Origin of the sequence: Aminobacter sp. MSH1, from assembly GCF_003071665.1 — a bacterium.
GTDB classification, from domain to species: Bacteria; Pseudomonadota; Alphaproteobacteria; order Rhizobiales; family Rhizobiaceae; genus Aminobacter; species Aminobacter niigataensis.
The window spans coordinates 661,942-679,164 of record NZ_CP026265.1 but is presented as its reverse complement, the minus strand read 5'-3'; the positions used below and the strand labels follow the sequence as shown (position 1 = coordinate 679,164).

Annotated in this window: 16 protein-coding genes and 1 riboswitch; of the genes, 2 read left to right on the top strand and 14 right to left on the bottom strand. The window is 65.5% G+C overall.

What is annotated here, in order from left to right; translation table 11 throughout:
* Positions 1–21: 21 nt before the first annotated feature.
* The 14 genes from CO731_RS03230 to CO731_RS03165 all read right to left on the bottom strand — a co-directional run bounded on the left by CO731_RS03230 (position 22) and on the right by CO731_RS03165 (position 15,430).
* Entirely contained in the window at positions 22–306 is a 285-nt protein-coding gene (locus CO731_RS03230) for a DUF2218 domain-containing protein (RefSeq protein ID WP_108605930.1), read from the bottom strand.
* A 67-nt stretch (positions 307–373) separates the two neighbouring features.
* The gene (locus tag CO731_RS03225; RefSeq protein ID WP_245439600.1) at positions 374–2,677 is read right to left on the bottom strand and encodes a TonB-dependent receptor; all 2,304 of its coding nucleotides are present in this window, start codon (positions 2,675–2,677) and stop codon (positions 374–376) included.
* Positions 2,678–2,806: 129 nt separating this feature from the next.
* On the bottom strand, positions 2,807–3,778 hold the full coding sequence (locus CO731_RS03220; RefSeq protein ID WP_108605929.1) for a FecR domain-containing protein: 972 nt from the start codon (positions 3,776–3,778) through the stop codon (positions 2,807–2,809).
* Between the two features lie 115 nt (positions 3,779–3,893).
* Positions 3,894–4,397: a sigma-70 family RNA polymerase sigma factor gene (locus tag CO731_RS03215; RefSeq protein ID WP_108679405.1), complete on the bottom strand. Its 504-nt coding sequence runs from the start codon at positions 4,395–4,397 to the stop codon at positions 3,894–3,896.
* 387 nt (positions 4,398–4,784) lie between these two features.
* The gene (locus CO731_RS03210) at positions 4,785–5,690 is read right to left on the bottom strand and encodes a TonB family protein (protein ID WP_108605927.1); all 906 of its coding nucleotides are present in this window, start codon (positions 5,688–5,690) and stop codon (positions 4,785–4,787) included.
* On the bottom strand, positions 5,690–6,148 hold the full coding sequence (exbD, locus tag CO731_RS03205) for a TonB system transport protein ExbD (protein WP_108605926.1): 459 nt from the start codon (positions 6,146–6,148) through the stop codon (positions 5,690–5,692). The genes CO731_RS03210 and exbD overlap by 1 nt, the downstream gene beginning before the upstream one ends.
* Before the next feature lie 11 nt (positions 6,149–6,159).
* Entirely contained in the window at positions 6,160–7,344 is a 1,185-nt protein-coding gene (gene exbB / locus CO731_RS03200; RefSeq protein WP_108605925.1) for a tonB-system energizer ExbB, read from the bottom strand.
* A gap of 220 nt (positions 7,345–7,564) precedes the next feature.
* Complete coding sequence (locus tag CO731_RS03195) at positions 7,565–8,596, bottom strand: hypothetical protein (protein WP_108605924.1); 1,032 nt, start codon at positions 8,594–8,596, stop codon at positions 7,565–7,567.
* Positions 8,593–9,381 (bottom strand): ABC transporter ATP-binding protein, encoded by a 789-nt coding sequence (locus tag CO731_RS03190; RefSeq protein WP_108605923.1) that lies wholly within the window; start codon positions 9,379–9,381, stop codon positions 8,593–8,595. Before CO731_RS03190 ends, CO731_RS03195 begins: the two co-directional genes overlap by 4 nt.
* A complete protein-coding gene (locus CO731_RS03185) occupies positions 9,381–10,382 on the bottom strand; it encodes an iron ABC transporter permease (RefSeq protein WP_108605922.1) in 1,002 nt (333 codons plus the stop codon). The genes CO731_RS03190 and CO731_RS03185 overlap by 1 nt, the downstream gene beginning before the upstream one ends.
* Positions 10,379–11,230: an ABC transporter substrate-binding protein gene (locus CO731_RS03180; protein WP_108605921.1), complete on the bottom strand. Its 852-nt coding sequence runs from the start codon at positions 11,228–11,230 to the stop codon at positions 10,379–10,381. Before CO731_RS03180 ends, CO731_RS03185 begins: the two co-directional genes overlap by 4 nt.
* A gap of 11 nt (positions 11,231–11,241) precedes the next feature.
* On the bottom strand, positions 11,242–13,035 hold the full coding sequence (locus tag CO731_RS03175; protein WP_245439776.1) for a TonB-dependent receptor: 1,794 nt from the start codon (positions 13,033–13,035) through the stop codon (positions 11,242–11,244).
* A gap of 248 nt (positions 13,036–13,283) precedes the next feature.
* A riboswitch (cobalamin riboswitch) is annotated at positions 13,284–13,486 on the bottom strand.
* A 191-nt stretch (positions 13,487–13,677) separates the two neighbouring features.
* Positions 13,678–14,481: an arginine deiminase-related protein gene (locus CO731_RS03170; RefSeq protein ID WP_108605919.1), complete on the bottom strand. Its 804-nt coding sequence runs from the start codon at positions 14,479–14,481 to the stop codon at positions 13,678–13,680.
* A gap of 103 nt (positions 14,482–14,584) precedes the next feature.
* Positions 14,585–15,430: an AraC family transcriptional regulator gene (locus CO731_RS03165; RefSeq protein ID WP_159091542.1), complete on the bottom strand. Its 846-nt coding sequence runs from the start codon at positions 15,428–15,430 to the stop codon at positions 14,585–14,587.
* 172 nt (positions 15,431–15,602) lie between these two features.
* Here CO731_RS03165 and CO731_RS03160 point away from each other — a divergent pair, with 172 nt between their 5' ends.
* Positions 15,603–16,856, top strand: a complete 1,254-nt coding sequence (locus CO731_RS03160; protein WP_108605917.1) for a cytochrome P450 — start codon at positions 15,603–15,605, stop codon at positions 16,854–16,856.
* Between the two features lie 15 nt (positions 16,857–16,871).
* A complete protein-coding gene (locus CO731_RS03155; protein WP_108605916.1) occupies positions 16,872–17,192 on the top strand; it encodes a 2Fe-2S iron-sulfur cluster-binding protein in 321 nt (106 codons plus the stop codon).
* Positions 17,193–17,223 lie beyond the last annotated feature (31 nt).

Here is a 17,223-nt window from a genome sequence, read left to right as displayed (position 1 = left end):
GAGAACGAAGGCTGGCTGGCCTCAGGCACTCCACTGGATGGCACGCTCGGGCTCGCGGAAGGCGAAGCGGGCGAGATGGTCGTCGATGACTGCCTTGGTTCGCGCCAGCTGGTCGGCGTCGGGCGCGTCCAGCCGGATCGTCAGCGCGGTGCCGTCGGCTTCCAGAACCGCATGGCCGAACGGGAAATGGCATTCGCCATGCCCATCGCCATGGGACACCTCGATCTTGTGGGCGAAGTGCTTGCACAGCTGGGTCAGGTACTTGGCGCCATGTTCGGTTTCGAACGTGCCCGACGATTGAACCATGGTTTCGTTCCCTGTCCGTCGTTGATTTCAACCGGGGTGCCACGGACAAGGCCCGTGGCCACCTGGTTCAGAACTTTGCGGTTGCGCTCAGGCGGAACGACCGGCCCGGCTCCAGCAGCGGTTTGACGTCGCCGAATTCCTGGCCATAGGTCGCCCTGCTGGCGTAGTCCTCGTCGAACAGGTTCTTCACCTCGCCGCGGAAGGTCAGGTTCGGGTTCGACGGCGGCTGGTACTCGACGAAGACGTTGACCACCTCGTGCCCCTCGATCTGCTTCGATCCGGCTGGCACCTTGTCGTAATCGAGGGCGATCTCGACGTCGCCGCCGACTGTCAGGCCCCAGTCGTCGAAACGGTGCATTGCCGCCAGTGTGAAGATCTGGCCGACTGGCGTCACCAGGTAGTTGCCGAGGTAGGAATCCGCCGGGTCGCCATCGATGGTGACGTCGATGTTGACGTATTTGACGCTAGCGTGGCCCGAACCCCAGTCGTAGCCGGCGCCGAGCGTGAAGCCCTGGGAACGGACATCATGGGCCTCGATGGCCGTGGTCTTGTAGAGGGCGGCGCGGGCGTCGTAGATGTCTGTGCGGAAAATGCCGCCCTCGAGCGTGAAGCCCTGATAGGTGGCGACCAGTCCGGCGGTGAAGTTGTCCGAGGTTACCGGCTTCGGCCCGGCGCCATAGTCCCAGTTCGGATTGAAGTTGAAGTTTTCCGCCAGCGGCACGCCGGCCCAGACATGCGAATAGCCTGCCTTGGCGGTCAGGAAATCGGGCACGAGGTCGTATTCGCCGGAGATGTTGCCGCTCAGTCCGGCATTGCTCCACTTCTCGCCGGTGACCCCCTCGAACCACTGGTTGTCGCCACGCGCGCCAAAGGAAAGCCGAGTCCGCTCCCATGGCTCCAGCCGAGCCTGGGCGTAGAGGCCGACATTGCTGGCATGCTCTGTACCGGGTTCGAACTTATCGTCGAGATCGGCGGTGTCCTTGTAGAAGTCGAAGCCGGCGGTGATGCTGCCCATGTCGAGCGCGAAACGATTTTCCGCCTTGCCGTTGAAGCTCTCGGTCTTGCCGACACCGGTATAGGTATCCGACTCGGTGCTCGGCGCTACTGGTCTCGGGTAGATGAGCGTCTCCACCCGAGCGCTCGTATAGGCGATCACCACTTTCGGATCCCACCAGCCCTCGGGCGACTCATCGGTATAGGTGAAGACGGTGCTGCTGCGGTCGAGCGTGTAGTCGCGAATATCTGGTTCCCAGGGTTTTGGGGGAACGAGCTTGCCCATGTTCGCGCGGAACGGCCGCGGGGCGTCGTCGCGCAGCTGCTCGTGGCTCAGCTCGAAGCGATGGCCGCTTTCCGCCTGGTAGGCCACCTTGCCGAGGCCGCTCAGCAGGTTGGCGCTGGTGCCGTCGATGACGCTGCCATTGCCGGCGGTGAAGTTGTCGCCCTTGGCAAAGTTCAGGTAGCCGAAATATTCGAAGCCGCCTTCCATGCCATAGGCCGACAGGCCCACCGTGGAGGTCTTGCTGTTGAAGTCGTAGGTTCCGGTGACAAGCCCGCCGATGCTCTTGCCCGGCTCGAGCAGGTCGCGCGCGTCCTTGGTCTCGTAGGCGATCGCGCCGCCGAGAGCGCCTGGTCCGGCATCGGCCGGTGCAACGCCGGCGTCGACGCTGACGGCCTTGAGCAGCGATGGATCGATCAGGTTGGTCGCGTTGTGGTGGAACACCTTGTTGTTCTGCCGCGCGCCATCGACGGTCACCGCGAGATTGGTCTCTTCGATGCCCTGGACATAGACCTTCTGCGACATCGGCAGGGAGCTGCCGACGGCAACCTTCGGCTCGTCGGCAAACACTTCCTGCAGGTCGACCGGGTTCTTCCGCGCCAGGTCTTGCGCCGTGATCTGGACGTTGTTGACCCCGCCTTCTCCGCCCTGGGCGTTGACGTCGATCGTGTTCAAGACGACCGCGCCGTTGGCCGCGACGTTGAGGCCACCTGTCGAGGCGCTTGCCGCCGCCGACTGGATCGACACCGTGTTGGGGCCTGTGAAGCGGTAGTTCAGGCCGCTGCCGGAAAGCACGCTGCCGAGCGCCTGTTCGGCCGAAATGTTGCCTGAGACCGCGGGCGCGCGGGCCGAGCCGATGTCGGCGGTGCCGAAGGCGATCTGCAGGCCGGTCTGCGCGGCAAGCTGCTTCAGCGACTGTGCCAGCGGCTGTGCCGGCAGGTTGATGCTGTGCATCTGTGCAGACTGCGCATGGGCGGGAGCGTATGGCGCGGCCGTCACCAGCATGCCTGCGCCCAGCGCCGTTCCCACCAGAAGCCGCCTCAGCAGGCGCCCCGACGCCGCGCCGCCAAAATCCCTGTTGCTCTCGCCCGTCATGCTGGTCCCCAAAAAAGCCTGGCGCACCCATCCACCGAGCGCCTTCGATGGTGTGACGCGCGACGGGGCCCGCCGCCTAAAGAGTTGTCTGCAATTTTTCTGAAATAAGTTGGCGCGAGTTCGTCAGGGTCAGGAAATGACGATGACGACGCCCGGCACCCGGCGCACCGTAAGTCCCTGGGTATGCGCCAGGGCTTCGATCGCCGCATGGGCGTCGCGTGTCAGGAACACGGCGGTGATCGGGCTCGCATCGTGCGCATGCGTGGCGACGACCAGCCGTTCGGAAACGTAGCGGCCAAGCTCGGCGACGGCACTGCTGAACGGCCGGGCGTCGAACACCACACGACCGGTGCGCCAGGCGAGCTCTGTGTCGAGGTTGACATCCGAAGCGGGCTTGGGTGCGCCGCCGCTCAGGTAGCGGGTCTGCTGTCCGGGGGCGAGCGACACCAAGTTGGCGGCGGCGCCGGCATCTCCGCCGGTCACCGAAACGGTTCCCGTCGATGCGGTGATCGTGACCTCGCCGGCGATCGAGCGCACCGCATAGACACCGCTATCCGCATCGCTGCTGCCGCCAAGCGCCGAGACGCTGAACGGCACGCCGGCGGCCGGCTTGACGGCAAACTCCGCCTCGCCGGCAAGCAGGTTCACCAGGCGTCGGCCACGCTGGAAATCGACGGCAACGGAGCTGTTGGTGTTGAGGAACATCGTCGAGCCGTCGGGCAGGGTGGTCGTCGCCTGCTCGCCCGAGCTGGTGGCAAAGTCCGAACGCATCCATGTGATGACACGCGGGGCAGCGACGGCCGCAACCGAGGCGGCAAGGGCGCCGCCGACAAGGAACGAGCGTCGGTTGACGGACCGGCGCAGCTTTGACAAGGCAACGGGCGCGGCGGTCGGGTTGCCGTCGTTCACACCTTGCAGAAGCTGCCAGAATTCCTTCTCGCGGGCGAATGCCTGCGCATGTTCCGGCGACTGCGCGCGCCAGGCGTGGAAACGGTCGAGCTCCTGCCGGCTGAGATTGCCGGCGGTCAGCCGAACGATCCAGTCACGCGCATCAAGTGCGACGCCTCGGTCGATCTCGGATCGTTCTTGCCCTTTGCCCATGCCAGTCACGCAGCACGTGCCCGTTTGCTACGGGCACCCCAACCATCTTGCTATCATAGACACGCGAGACGGCACCACGCCTAAGCGTCATGGCAAAATAAATGTTGGCGCAGGACTAACCCTGGCTGTCGCGAAGCTCGGCCAGGCGCTCGACCACACGCCGGATGTGGTAATAGACGGCCTCTTCGCTGATGCCGATCTGGCGCGCGATCTCGCGGTGGGAAACGCCATTGATCCGGTTCATCAGGAAAATGCGCCGGCTCCGTTCGGGCATGTCCTGCAATGCCGCGTCGACGGCGCGCAGCATGTCGCGGCCCATCACGATCCGCTCAGGCGAAATCTCGTCGACCGATTGCCACAACAGGTCGTTGACCTCGGCGTCGATCTCGTTGCGCCGCTGCTGCTTGCGGAAATGACCGATGGCCGCGTTCTTGGCAGCCCGCATGGCGAAGGCGGCGTGATTGTCGATGGAATCGTCATGCCGGACGTTGGACAGCCTGATCCAGGTGTCCTGGAGGATGTCTTCCGCGGTTGCGCTGCAGCCGACACGGCCGCGCGTCAAAGCCTCGATGCGGGGGCGCAGCGCGGCAAAGCTCTGAAGTAGCCTGGTGAGTTCCATCTTGCTCACTCTTCTTCACACCAGTTCGTGCTGGCAGGCCGATTCCCTTTGGAAACGGCGGCAACGCAGGCTCCCTAGGCGCTCAAAAAATGTCGTGCAACCCCAATGTCTTAGGGAACTGGGAGGGCTCGGATTGAAACCTTCCTATTTTTATCATGTTTAGTGTTTGATTCTGCTGCGCTAACTGCGGCGGCACCTGACGTGACGGCACGAATTGTCGCAGGACTATGTTGTGAGGGTGTGGCGAATTGGGCACAGCGCGGGCCGCAACCGAAAGGCGCGCGCGGCGTTCCGCCGTTCGCCGGCGCTGCCGTGAACGGTCGGTCAAGCCGAAATAGGAGAAATGCTGCCTGCCCGGTTCTCACGGCAATGGGCAGGCGCGCAACCTCAGCGCCTGAAGTCGATCGGCACGATGATGCTCGTCGGCACCGAAGGCGGCGGTGCCGGGATCGGCGACGAGCGGCGCACGAGATTGACCGCGGCCTCGTCGAGGGCCTGGTCGCCGGAGGAGCTCACCAGCCTGACCGAAAGCACGTCGCCATTGGTGTTGAAGGAAAACCGGACGGCGACCGAACCACGGCTGCGCACGTTCCTCGGCTTGTGCCTGTTGAGGTGGGAGTAGACGCGTGACTGCCAGCGCGCCGGCGACATCGCCTTGCCGCCACCCTGGCCCGGCGCGGGTGCACGGGTGCTCTCGGAATTCTGTGCCGATTTCTGCGATGCCTGGCTGCTGGTCGCCGCCGGCTTCTTCTCGACCTTGGCCTGCTTCACCGGCTCCGGCTTCTTCTGTACCGGCTTCTTTTCGCGGACCGGCTTTTCCACCGGCTTCGGCTTCTCGACCTCGGGGCGCGGTTCGGGGATGGCCATCGCCACTTCCGGCAGCGCTGCTTCGACGATGTCGGGCACCACCTCTTCGACGGGCTCGGCCTCGGCGACCTCTTCCAGCGGCTCGGGCGTGTCTTCGGCGACTTCCTCCACGGGTTCGGTCACCGGCTCGACGGGGTCGGGCGTGATGGTTTCGGTCGGCTCCTCGACGCTTTCGGCAGCCTGGCTGTCGACGAGGTCGGTCGTATCCTGCGGCACCGCCTCCGGCGCCATCGCCATCGGCGCAAGGTCGATCAGCACCGCCGATTGCGCCTGCATCTCGTCCAGCATCATCGGCGGCTGCCGCTGGACGTACCAGGCGCCGGCGACGTGGACGCTGACGATCACCATTGCGGCGCCCGACCAGAGTGCCAGTTCGCGGCGGCTCAGGCCGCCGAGGCCGAAGCCGAGATGCGCCGCCGCCGTCATTACGGCTGGCCTTCGGTGGCGGCCGGCGGTGTCGCCTGAACCTGTTCCAGCCCGACAAGTGCGATCTTGAGATAGCCCGCGCCGCGCATCAGGTTCATCACCTCCATCAACTCTCCATAGTCGACGCCGCGGTCGGCGCGCAGGAAGATGCGGCTTTCCTTGTCGCTCTTCGCCGCCGCGTCCAGCTCTTGCTGGAATGCGGTGCGGGCCACCGCGTTCTGGCCGATCAAGATGCTGAGGTCTTCCTTCAGGGTGACGTAGAGCGGCTCGTCCGGGCGGGGCTGGGCGGTCGCGGTCGACGCGGGCAGGTCGACATTGACGTCGACGGTGGCCAGCGGTGCCGCCACCATGAAGATGATCAGCAGCACCAGCATGACGTCGATGAACGGCGTCACGTTGATCTCATGGTTTTCCTGGAGGTCGTCGTCTTCGGCCGATTGTCTGATACCGCCTGCCATCAGACCCGCTCCTAGACCGCGACTGCCGGGGCGTGTCGACCGTTGGCCGGCGCGGCCACGGCGACCGCATGCGGACGCTCGTGCTGGCTGCGCTGCGGCTGGCGATCGAGATCGCGACTGACGAGGCGCTGCACGCCGGCTGCGGCATCGGCCAGGCCCTGGCGGTAGCCGGTGATCGAGCGGGCGAAGACGTTGTAGACCACCACGGCAGGAATGGCTGCGATCAGGCCGACGGCGGTGGCCAGCAGCGCTTCGGCGATGCCGGGTGCGACGACCGCGAGGTTGGTGGTCTGCGATTCCGAGATGCCGATGAACGAGTTCATGATGCCCCAGACCGTGCCGAACAGGCCGACGAAGGGCGCCGTCGAGCCGATGGTGGCAAGCACGCCGGTGCCGCGGCTGAGGCGGCGGCCGGCCTGCGCCTGGATGCGGATCAGGCGGGACTCGACACGCTCCTTGATGCCGGCGGGGTCGCCGTGGCCGAGGCCATGGCCAGACATCTCCATCTCTTCGACGGCCGCCCGCACCAGGACGCCGCCGATGCCAGCGTGGTCGCCGAGCGCCTGCGACGCGTCCTCGAGGCGGCGCGCGCCGAGAATGCCGCGCAGCGCCTTGGCGAGCCTGGCCTTGCTGCCGGCGATCTCCAGCGACTTGGCGAGCCAGACGGTCCAGGTGATCAGCGAGGCGAAGGCGAGGCCGATCATCACGGCCTTCACCACCCAGTCGGCGGCCATGAACATGCCCCAGGGCGAAAGATCGTGCGGCAGCGTGCTGGAAGCTGCTGGCGCCTCGGTGGCTGCAGGAGCAGCGCCAACCGTATTGTCGAGCGGCGCCTCGACACCCATGGGCGTGGCGCTGGGCAGCCGGTCGCCAGTCCCAGCCCCTGCATCCGCCGGAAAGGGCGATACCGTGGGTGCCGCGCTCGGGGTGGCTGCCGCGGGTGCCGGCTGGGGCGATGACGCTGCCGGTACGCCCGGCGTCTCGCTGGCTGGAGCCTGGGTCGCCGGCGTTTGGACAGCCGGCGCCTGGGCGGCGGGTGCCGGCTGGACGGGCGCATTGCCCGGAGCGGCGTCTTGGGAGAACGCCACTGTTGTTGATGCCACGAGACACATGACGGCGAGGATCTGTGCGGATCGGCGGATCAGCCCTGGCTGGCCGGCCTTGCCTTCACGTCCGATGAGCCCATTGCCTAGCATCTCGAATCTCCGACTTCGAACCCTTCGACCGGTGGCTTCTGCACATTTTGCCCGGCCAGGTCGGGAGCCCACTAACATTCTTGACTTCTTTTATCAAGAAATCATCGGAAGGCCACATTCGTTTTTGTCCGTGGACGCTCCGGCATGCTTGCAGCCGCCACGTTGTTGGCAGGTGGGGCAGCTGCAAAACGCCGCCTGGTGCCTCGTGGCACTGTCGGCATCAGTGGCCGGGCGCGTCGTCGTCTTCGGTTTCCGCAGCGGATTGCTCGAAGGCCGCCTGCCAGTCCGCAACGAGGCGGGCGAGCGCGATGTTGCCGGAATGGGCGGCGAGGTGGGCCTTCTGGCGCAATGCGATCCGCATGGCCGACCGGGCGAAGCGGCCCGAGGGCGCCTCGGTCTCGACCGGCGACAGCCTGGCATCGAGCGCGTCGTCGACGTGTTTGCGTCCAGACAGCGCCTCAGCCGTGCCGAACCGGCTCATCATCTCCCGGAACGCGCCGTGCAGGATCGGCTCGAACGGCCGGTCGCGGCCCAGCGGATCGATGACGGGGTTGCCGGGGTGAAGCGCGCCGAGCGGCAGCAGGCCCTCTGGGATCGGAGTGTTGGCCGAATGCGTGCGCCCACCCTTCAGCATCTTCGGCAGCACATGGGTATGTGGCCCTTCTGGCGACACCCCGCCGGTGTCGGGGCCGCCGATCTTCTGGTAGACCTCGACACGGCCGATATTGGTCAGCGCGACGCGATGCGGGTGCGTGCGCAGGATCGCCGGCATGGCCCCGTTTGCGGGATCGAACACCGAGCGGCCAAGATTTGCGCGCAACTCGACCAGCAGCTTCGGCTCGCTGGTGCGGATGCAGAAATCGCATTGTGGCAGCGACAGGCCCATGTCGAACAGGATGCCGGTCCGGTCGATGCCGCGGATGGCATTGTCGTCGGGCCCGATCTCGGTCAACACCGAGCGGCCGCTGCGCCTGGCTCTTGCCTCGGGCAGGCAAAGCGCCAGTGCCTGGCTCCAGCGATGTCGCCTGGGGCTCAGCGTCTCGTAGGCGACCGGCACCAGTCCGGCCATCATGCTGCGCTCCAGGCGGATGCCGCCACGCCGCGTCGCCCGGGTCAGGAGCTGACGGTCGTCGATCACCGCGATCTCGCCGTCGTCCTGATGGAATTCGGCGATGGCACCGAACGTGCCCATGCTCCATCCGCTTCGCCAGTCCAGCAGGTGGTGGCGCAACAACTGTTCCAGATAACTCATGGCAGAACTCCGGTGGCGGCGACGAGATCGAGCGGCTGCACCACCAACCGGCCCGCGGTCTCGCCAAAGAAAGCCTCGACGCCGTAGACGGCGCGCAGCGTCTGGGCGGTGAGCACGTCTGCCGGCGGCCCGTCGGCGACGATCCGGCCGCCATCGATCAGCAGCAGGCGGGTGCACCAGCGCGCGGCGAGCCCGAGATCGTGCAGCGAGGCGACGACGCTGCGTTCGCTGGCCGCCAGCTCGGCGAACAGGCGCATCAGCGCGATCTGGTGCGATGGATCGAGGCCGGCCGTCGGCTCGTCGGCGAGCAGCAGCGGCGTCTCCTGCGCCAGCGCCCGCGCGATCAGCACGCGCGCCTTCTCGCCGCCCGAAAGCTCGGTCGCTGCCCGCTCGCGAAACGCGTCCACCTCCATCCGCCGCATCGCCCGTTCGATGGCTGCGCGGTCGGCTGCGGTGAGGGCAGAAAATCCCGGTCGATGCGGCGAGCGGCCGAGCGACACCAGCATTTCGACAGGAACGGCCCAGGCGATTTCACGCTCCTGCGCGACATAGGCCATATGCAGCGCGCGCTCCCTGGCGCTGGCATGGGTGGCGTCGAGCGTCCCGAGAGCGACTGCTCCCTCGGCCGGAATGAGCCCCAGAAGTGCCCGCAGCAAGGTCGACTTGCCGGCACCATTGGGCCCGATCAGGCCGATGAACTCGCCCGGCATCACCGAGAAGGAAACGCCGTGGAGCACAGGCCGTCTGCCCAGCGACGCCTTGAGATTTTGAACGTCGAGCAGCATCACGCGAGTTTCCTTCTCGTGCGGTAGACCAGCCAGAGGAAGAACGGCGCACCGACGATGGCGGTGAGCACGCCGAGCTTGAGATCGCGCTCCGGCGCGATGATCCGGACCAGGATATCGGCGGCAAGCAGCATGCAGGCGCCGCCCAGGGCGCTGGCCGGCAACAGCCGCGACGGCCTTGACCCGACCAGCGGTCGAAGCATGTGCGGCACAACGAGGCCGACGAAGCCGATGGCGCCTGCCACGGCTGTCGCAGCCCCTACCGCCGACGCCGTGCCGAAGACGGCAAGCCACTGCACGCGGCGCATGTCGATGCCCATGCTCGCTGCCGTCTCGTTGCCGAGGGTCAGCGCATCGAGTGCCCGACCGAGCGCCGCCAGCATCAGCCAGCCCGCGAGCATGAACGGCAAGGCCAGCCAGACATGGGTCATCGACCGGTCGGTCAGCGAACCGAGCATCCAGAACATTATCTCGAGCGCGGCGAACGGATTGGGCGACAGGTTGAGGGCAAGCGACGTCATGGCGCCGGCAAAGCTTGAAACCGCAACCCCCGCCAGGATGATGGTCAACGTGCTGCCGCGCAGGCCGGCGAGAGCCTGGACCACGACGACGGCAAGGACGGCGGCGGCCAGCGCCGACAGCGGCAAGGCGAGCGGGAAGATCGCCGCCAGGCCGGAATAGATGGCGATGACGGCGCCCAGCGATGCCGAGGCGCTGACGCCGATCAGCCCCGGCTCGGCCAGCGGATTGCGCAGATAGCCCTGCAAGGCCGCACCGGAGAGACCGAGCGTTGCACCGACCATCAGGCCGAGCAGGGCGCGCGGCAGGCGAATCTCGCCCATGATCAGTTCGATGGCGCCTGCCTTGTCCGAAAACAATGCGGCGATGCTGTCGCCGAAACCAAGGGCTGCCGGGCCGACGGTGAGCGAAAGCAGGAACAGTGTGGTGGCGAGCGCGGCAAGCGCGCCTAGCACCAGGCCGTAGCGGGAGGTGTCGCTCATTGGATGCCGTCCTTGCCCGCGGCGGCGTCGCGGAGCAGGCGTGCAGCCTCGAGCGTGAACGGCGCGCCGCAGATGGTGAAGCGCGCGGGGATCGGAACTGCGCTGTCTTGCCCGGCGATCGCCCGGTATGCCGGATGGACGAAATTCTCCTGGGCGAGCGCGGGCGCATCGTAGCGTTCGCCGCCGCCGGCGATGAGATCTGGCTGGGCCAGGACCAGCATCTCGAGCGGTAGCCGCGCGGTGCCGCTAAGGCCCAACCTGTCGGCGACGTTGACGAGGCCGGAGAGCTTGACGATGTCGTCGACTAGCGTACCGGCGCCTGACGTGTAGCTGTTGGCATAGTAGGTGGCGACTGTCATGTCCGAGGCCGGGCGGGCGGCGAGTTCGGCCACCCCGCGGTCAAGGTCGGCGACCAGCTCCGCCGCGCGCTCGCGCCGCTCCAGCACCTCGCCCATGCGCAGGATGTTGGACCTGATCTCGGCGATGGAATTGTCGGGCGCGAATTCTTCGACGCGGATGCCGAGGCGCCGCAACAGGGCCACGGTCGACCGCGTCGTGTAGGTGCCGGCAAGCACCATGTCGGGCTGCATCAGGAAGACTTCCTCGGCGAGGCCGTGGTTGACGACGAGGCCCCTGGCGCGCTCGGCGAGCACCGACGTGTCTGGATCTCTCGCCAGATACGAGACGGAGTGCAGCTGTCCCGCCCCCGCCAGAAGCATCGCCAGTTGGTCGGTGCAGACATTCATCGAGACGACGCGCTTGGGCGGTTCGGCGGCAGCAGGGGCAGCCGCGAGCATTGCGCCCGCCAGGGCGAGTGGCAACGCCTGCAGCATACGATTGATCGGCATGTTACCTCCCATCAGAACACGCGCGTGAAGCTCAGGTTGAAGGTCCGGCCCGGCGCGCGATAGTTGGTGACGGTCGAATATTGCTCGTCGAACAGGTTCTCGACCGAGAGCTTCAAGCTCGACTGCGCATCAAAGGTGTAGTTGGCTGCAAAATCCACCGTCACATAGTCCGGCAGTTTGACCGTATTCGCAGCGTCGGCGTAGCGCGCCGCGCCGTAGAGCAGCCTGGCGGTCAGGTCCAGGCTGTCGGTCGCGGCAAATCCCAGCTCGGCAGTCGCCTTGAAACGGTCGCGATAGGGAATGTAGCGGCCATTGTCCTCGTTCTTGGGCGAACGGTAGTCGATCGACGCCTTGCCACTCCAGCGGTCGTTGAATTCGTGCGTCACCGTCGCCTCGACGCCGGTCACCTTGGCGCGTGCGACATTGAACGGCAGGTAGGTCGGCGGGTTGGAGGCGATCGCGTCGGTCAGCCACGTCTGGTAGAACGCGACGTCGAGCGTGGTCCGGTCGGTCGGCCGCCAGTTGAGGCCAAGTTCGTAGGACCTCGACTTTTCCGGCTTCAGGTTCGGGTTCGAATAATTGGGATAATAGAGGTCGTTGAAGGTCGGTGCGCGAAAGCCGGTGCCGTAGGAGCCGCGGGCGAAGAGATCGGGCACGATCTCGAAGCTGGCACCGATATTGTAGGTGGTGGCACTGCCGAACTGTTCGTTGTGATCGTAGCGCAAGCCGCTGTCGATGGTCAGCGCACCGTATTCGACCGAGTATTGCCCGAATACGGACGCCAGATCGCGCGAGGTCACTTCGAAATCGACAGTCGAATCGACCTGTTCGCGATAGGCCTCGGCACCGCCGGTCACGACATGCCGGGCATCACCGGCCTCGAACGTCTTTTCGGTCGACGCGAAGATGCCGTAGCGCCTTGTGTCGAACTCGCTGTCGCCCGAAACGCCGTCTCGGAAATTGGTCGAATGATCGAGGCTGCTGGACAGCTCGACCGTCGAGGACCAACTATCGGAGTGCTTCAGACGCACCCCTGCCTTGCCGGCGAATGTGTCGGTATCGACTTCGTTGCTGGACGGGAAGGTGTCGTCGTATTGCGAGCGGCCGCGGGCGAACAGGCCGTCGGCATAAAGCCTGCCCCAGCCGTATTCCTTGGCGAGGGAGAAGTTGAGCGAACCCTGGAGGAAGCCGTCATCGTCGGGCTCGTGGCCCCAGGCCAGCGGCGTGGTGAAGTCGTAGCCGCGCGTGCCGAGGATGCTGCCGCCGATGGAATAGTCGACGCCACCTTCGCTGCGGCCGCGCATATCGGCGGAGACATAGCCTCCCCATGGATGGGTGACGCCTGTCGTGATGCTGGCGCAGGCACTGCGGCCGTCGGCACACTGGCCGCCCTGCTTGGTGATGATGTTGACGACACCGCCGATCGCGTCGGCACCATACTGGGCCGAGTGCGGGCCCTTGGCGATCTCAATGCGTTCGATCGAGGCAAGGGGGATGTTGAAGATCGAACTGGTGCCGCTGGTTGCCGAGGCGGTGCGGACGCCGTCGACCAGCACCAGCGTCTGCCCGGCCGACATGCCGCGCAGATAGACGTTCGAGGAAGCTCCCTGGCCGCCATAGCCGATGATGGAAACCCCCGTGTAGCGCTTGAGCAGCGACGGTAAGTCGGGCGCCGCCGACTTCCTGAGTTCCTCCTCGTCAATGACGGTGACCGACGACGTCGAGCGAACGAGCGCCGTCTCGCGCCGCAACGGTGTCGACACGACCAGCGGCCGAAGTACGGTCACATTTTCGGCCGCGGGCACCTGCTGCGCCTGGGATTGCGTTGGAATTGCCAGCGCAATTGCGCCGGCGGCAAGGGTAAGTCTCAGCAATTCTGCCCCCAAATGGTTCGGTGGGCGCGACAAGCATCGCACCCGGTTTCCAAACCGCAGGCAAGACAGGTCGGCAGGCAGACTTTGGGACAAGATCGACCCGGCGGCCTTCCGCATGCGGCAACACTTTTCAATGTCACCGCCACGGGCGACCGCGCCTGACCACACCCCGTGGACAAGCATGGGTGACCGGAACGGGCAGGTCTCCTGACTTCCGTGTCATCGCCTTTTTCCGCCTTCCCGAACGCACAAATGCGTTCAGTGGCATGATGGAAGAGGCTCAACGGTTACAGTTGCGGGGGCAGTCGCGGATTTGGCCTTCGGCCTCACCGTGTTCCCTTTTCATCCACCTCTCGGTGGAACCGATTCCGGGGTCGAAACTAGACAGTCGGCAGAAGCCTTGTCAATTGGCGCACTACTGTTCGTCGCATCGTTGCCTGCCGATGTCGTATATGAACTGTGCTGTTGTCGCGATCTCTACATCGTGGTGAAGCTTGCGCTATACTTGCCCCAGGCGATGCTGGCCCCGTGCGGGAAGAGCTTCCCTCGAACTGCCGCCGCAAACTGCGATCTCTAGAGTTGGCTCCGATGCCAGCGCAGCGACATGCAGGACAGGCCGGCGTCGATCTTGCCGATCTCGGTGGTCTTGAGCGCGACCACCTTGTAGCCGAGTTTGTCGAGCATCTCGATGGTCCGGGGGTAATCGGCCCCGACCATCACCACGTCGTTGACGCGCAGCGCATTGGCGGCGGGCTCCTCGCCCTCGGGGATGAGCACCTCGCGAAAATCCTTGAACACGCCCGAACGCGCCAGCCGCTTTGTCGACAGCATGGTCTCGCTGTCGAGCAGCGAACAGTCGCTCTTGAAATGCAGCACGCCTTCCGGCGTCTGCACGACCTCGCCCTTGCGTCCGAGCCTCGCCAGGCTGGCGATCAGGCCGCCAGCGCCGGCGCGGTCGGTGCGCGCCGAAAGGCCGATCATCACGCTTTTCGGCGTTGTCAGAACGTCGCCGCCATCGGCGAAGCCGGGCGCGGGCAGGTCGAGCACCGTCTCGAACATCTTTCGCAGCGTCGGTGCGATTTCAGCCGTTTCGTGGACCCGGGTCTCGGCGCCTGGACGGAGCAGGATCGCCCCTTCGGGAAACACCAATGCCGGGTCCTCGACGAAGATCGAATCCGGGAAGCTTTCCAGCGCCGGCAACACCGTCACCTCGACGCCAGCCGCGCGCAGGGCAGCGACATAGGCCGTATGCTCGGCCTTGACGCCGTCGAAGGTCGGGTTGCCGCGGTCATCGGCGCGCAGGCCGTTGACCACCGATCGCGCCGGCTCGCGCACAATGGCCGCTGTGAATTCGTAGACCGCTGGCTTGGACGTCATCTCGGTGCGCTCATGCTGGTGGGGCGAGGGTTGCAGCCTGCCCGAAACGGCGTTGCATGTCGACGGGCAGGCAATGGGCCAGCGATCATTTCGTGCAGAGCCGCTATTGCCCCTGCGCGCGCCTGAATTCGCTCGGCGACTGGCCCGCGATGCGGCGGAAGTCGCGGCTGAAATGATACGGATCGGCATAACCGCAGCTCAGCGCCACGGCAGCGATCTTGATGTCGGGAGCGATCAGCAGGCGCTTGGCAAGGTTCATGCGCTCGTGGCGGATCCAGTCCATCGGCGTCGTGCCGGTCTTTTGCTTGAACTGCCGGTGCAGTTGCGAGGCGCTGAGGCTGGAGATTGCAGCCAGTTCCTCGATTGGCCAGTTGCGCGCGATGTTGGCGCGCACCTCGCGCATCACCCGCAAGACGCGTTCGCCCCGGTCTTCAGAGCTTTCCTGCACGCCGCGTTCGGCGACAAGCGTTTCGACCAGCTGGGCGACGACGGCGCTGGAAATGGCGTCGGTCGTCTGCCCACGCTGGGCGAGATTTTGGATGGCGCGTTCGAAGCCGGCTGCACTGGTTTCGCCTGACGTGGCAAAAAGCGGATTGCCGGCGACGCGCAGGAACGAGAAGACGGCGTCGAGCCCGTGGCCCTCGATGCTCATCCAGAGATAGCGCCAGTGGTCGGCCTCGGGATGGCAGCCATGGGCATATTGCATCGACGTGTCCAGCCAGGCGATCGTTTGTGGCCCGGCCGCGACCCGGTTGCCGCCGATCTCTATCAGGCCGAGACCGGACAGCGTGCAGATCAGCGTATGGTGGTGAAACCGCCGCGAGACGAAGCCGTCGCGATGGCCGAAACGCGTGCGGCCGGCAACCAGGATCTTGTAGGGATAGGCGTCCGCATGCCGGCCCGGCGTGTGGAAGAAGATCGCGTTGCTTTCGTCGGTCTTGGTCGTCATTTTTGCGCAGGGGTAGGTTTGAAAGGGCCAGATCCATTGTATCTGCCTGCAACTCGTGATGCGAGTTTTATCCAGCAATGTGCGAGGGGCATGCATTCATCTCGCCGCCATTGCCATTAGACTGGATGGTGGCGGCATACTTGCTGCCCAAAATCCATGACTGGAGCGTTGGATGACCGCTACCCCAAAGGCAAGCGAACACGGCACGGCTTTCGAGCCATTGTCAGCCACCTTCGCCCAGAACCCCTATCCCGCCTATGCGGCGCTGCGCGACAAGGGCGAGCCGCAGTTCTTCGCCGATTTCGACATGTGGCTGGTGACGCGCTTCGACGATGTCGCAGGCATCGCCCGCGACAACGCGATGGTGCGCTCGCCCGAATTCTTCATGTCCGAGGAAGAGATCACCGAGCAGAAGCGCCTGCAGAACTGGCTCGACATGCCGCATCACCAGCGCTTCGTGCAGTTCTCCATGCTCGACAGCGACGGTCCTGTGCATGACCGGCTGCGCAAGCAGGTGTTTCGCGAGTTCACGCCGGCCTTCATCGCGCGCCAGCGCACGATGATCCAGAGCTTCGTCGACAGGCTCGTCGACAGCCTGATCGACAAGGGCGAGATCGACTTCGTCGAGGAGCTTGCTTCCCAGGTTCCGGGCCACATCATCGGCCGGGTGCTCGGCGTGCCCGACGAGGATTGCCCACAGTTGCGCGTCTGGTCGGAGCGTGTGGTGCAGTTCTTCGACATCGATCGCTCCGACGAGCGCAAGGCGCTGGCCGAGCAGGCAACGACCGAGTTCTACCACTATCTGCTCAAGCTGATGGCCGAGCGCCGCAAGGCCCCACAGGAAGACCTGATCACCCGCCTGATGGCGGCGCAGGACGCCGGCCAGCTCAACGAGGATGAGCTGGTGTCGACCTGCATGCTGATCCTGATGGCCGGCCATGGCTCGACCATCGACGTGCTCGGCTCGGGCATGCATGCGCTGCTGCGCTTTCCCGACCAGATGGCGCGGCTCAAGGCCGACCCCGGCCTGATCCACACCGCGATCCAGGAGATGTTCCGTTTCGAATCGCCGCTGCCCTTCTTCCACCGCTACGCGACGGCCGACTGCGTGGTCGGCGGCAAGTCGTTTCCGCGCGGCACCAAGTTCGGCCTGCTCTATGGTGCGGCCAATCGCGACCCGGCAGCCTTCGGCGACGATGCCGATGTCTTCGATGCCGGCCGCAACCCCAACCGGCACCTCGCCTTTGGTGGCGGCGCCCACTTCTGCCTCGGCAACCATCTGGCGCGGCTCGACATGGAGGTGATCTTCACCACCTTGCTCAAGCGCTTGTCGTCGGTTTCGCTGGTCGATGCCGAGCCGCAATACAAGCGCGGCCTGTCGGTGCGCGGCCCCAAGGCGCTGCGCCTGGCTTTCACGCCTGCCTGATCCCGGAGATTTCTGATGTACCGCGTAACCTTCATCGACGCCGACGGACAGGCGACCGAACTCACAGCCCAGCAAGGCCAAAGTGTCATGTCGGTGGCTGTCGCCAACGGCATCGACCAGATCCTCGCCGAATGTGGCGGCTCCTGCGCCTGCGGCACCTGCCATTGCTATGTCGACGAGAACTGGACCGAACGCCTGCCAGCGCCCGACGATTCCGAGCAGGGCATGATCGAATGCCTGATGAACCCGACAGAGCGTAGCCGCCTGACCTGCCAGCTCAAGATGTCAGAGGCGCTCGACGGGCTGGTCGTGCACCTGCCGCGGGAACAGTACTGAGGCCCGGATTCCCGAGCCTCTGCTGCGCCGC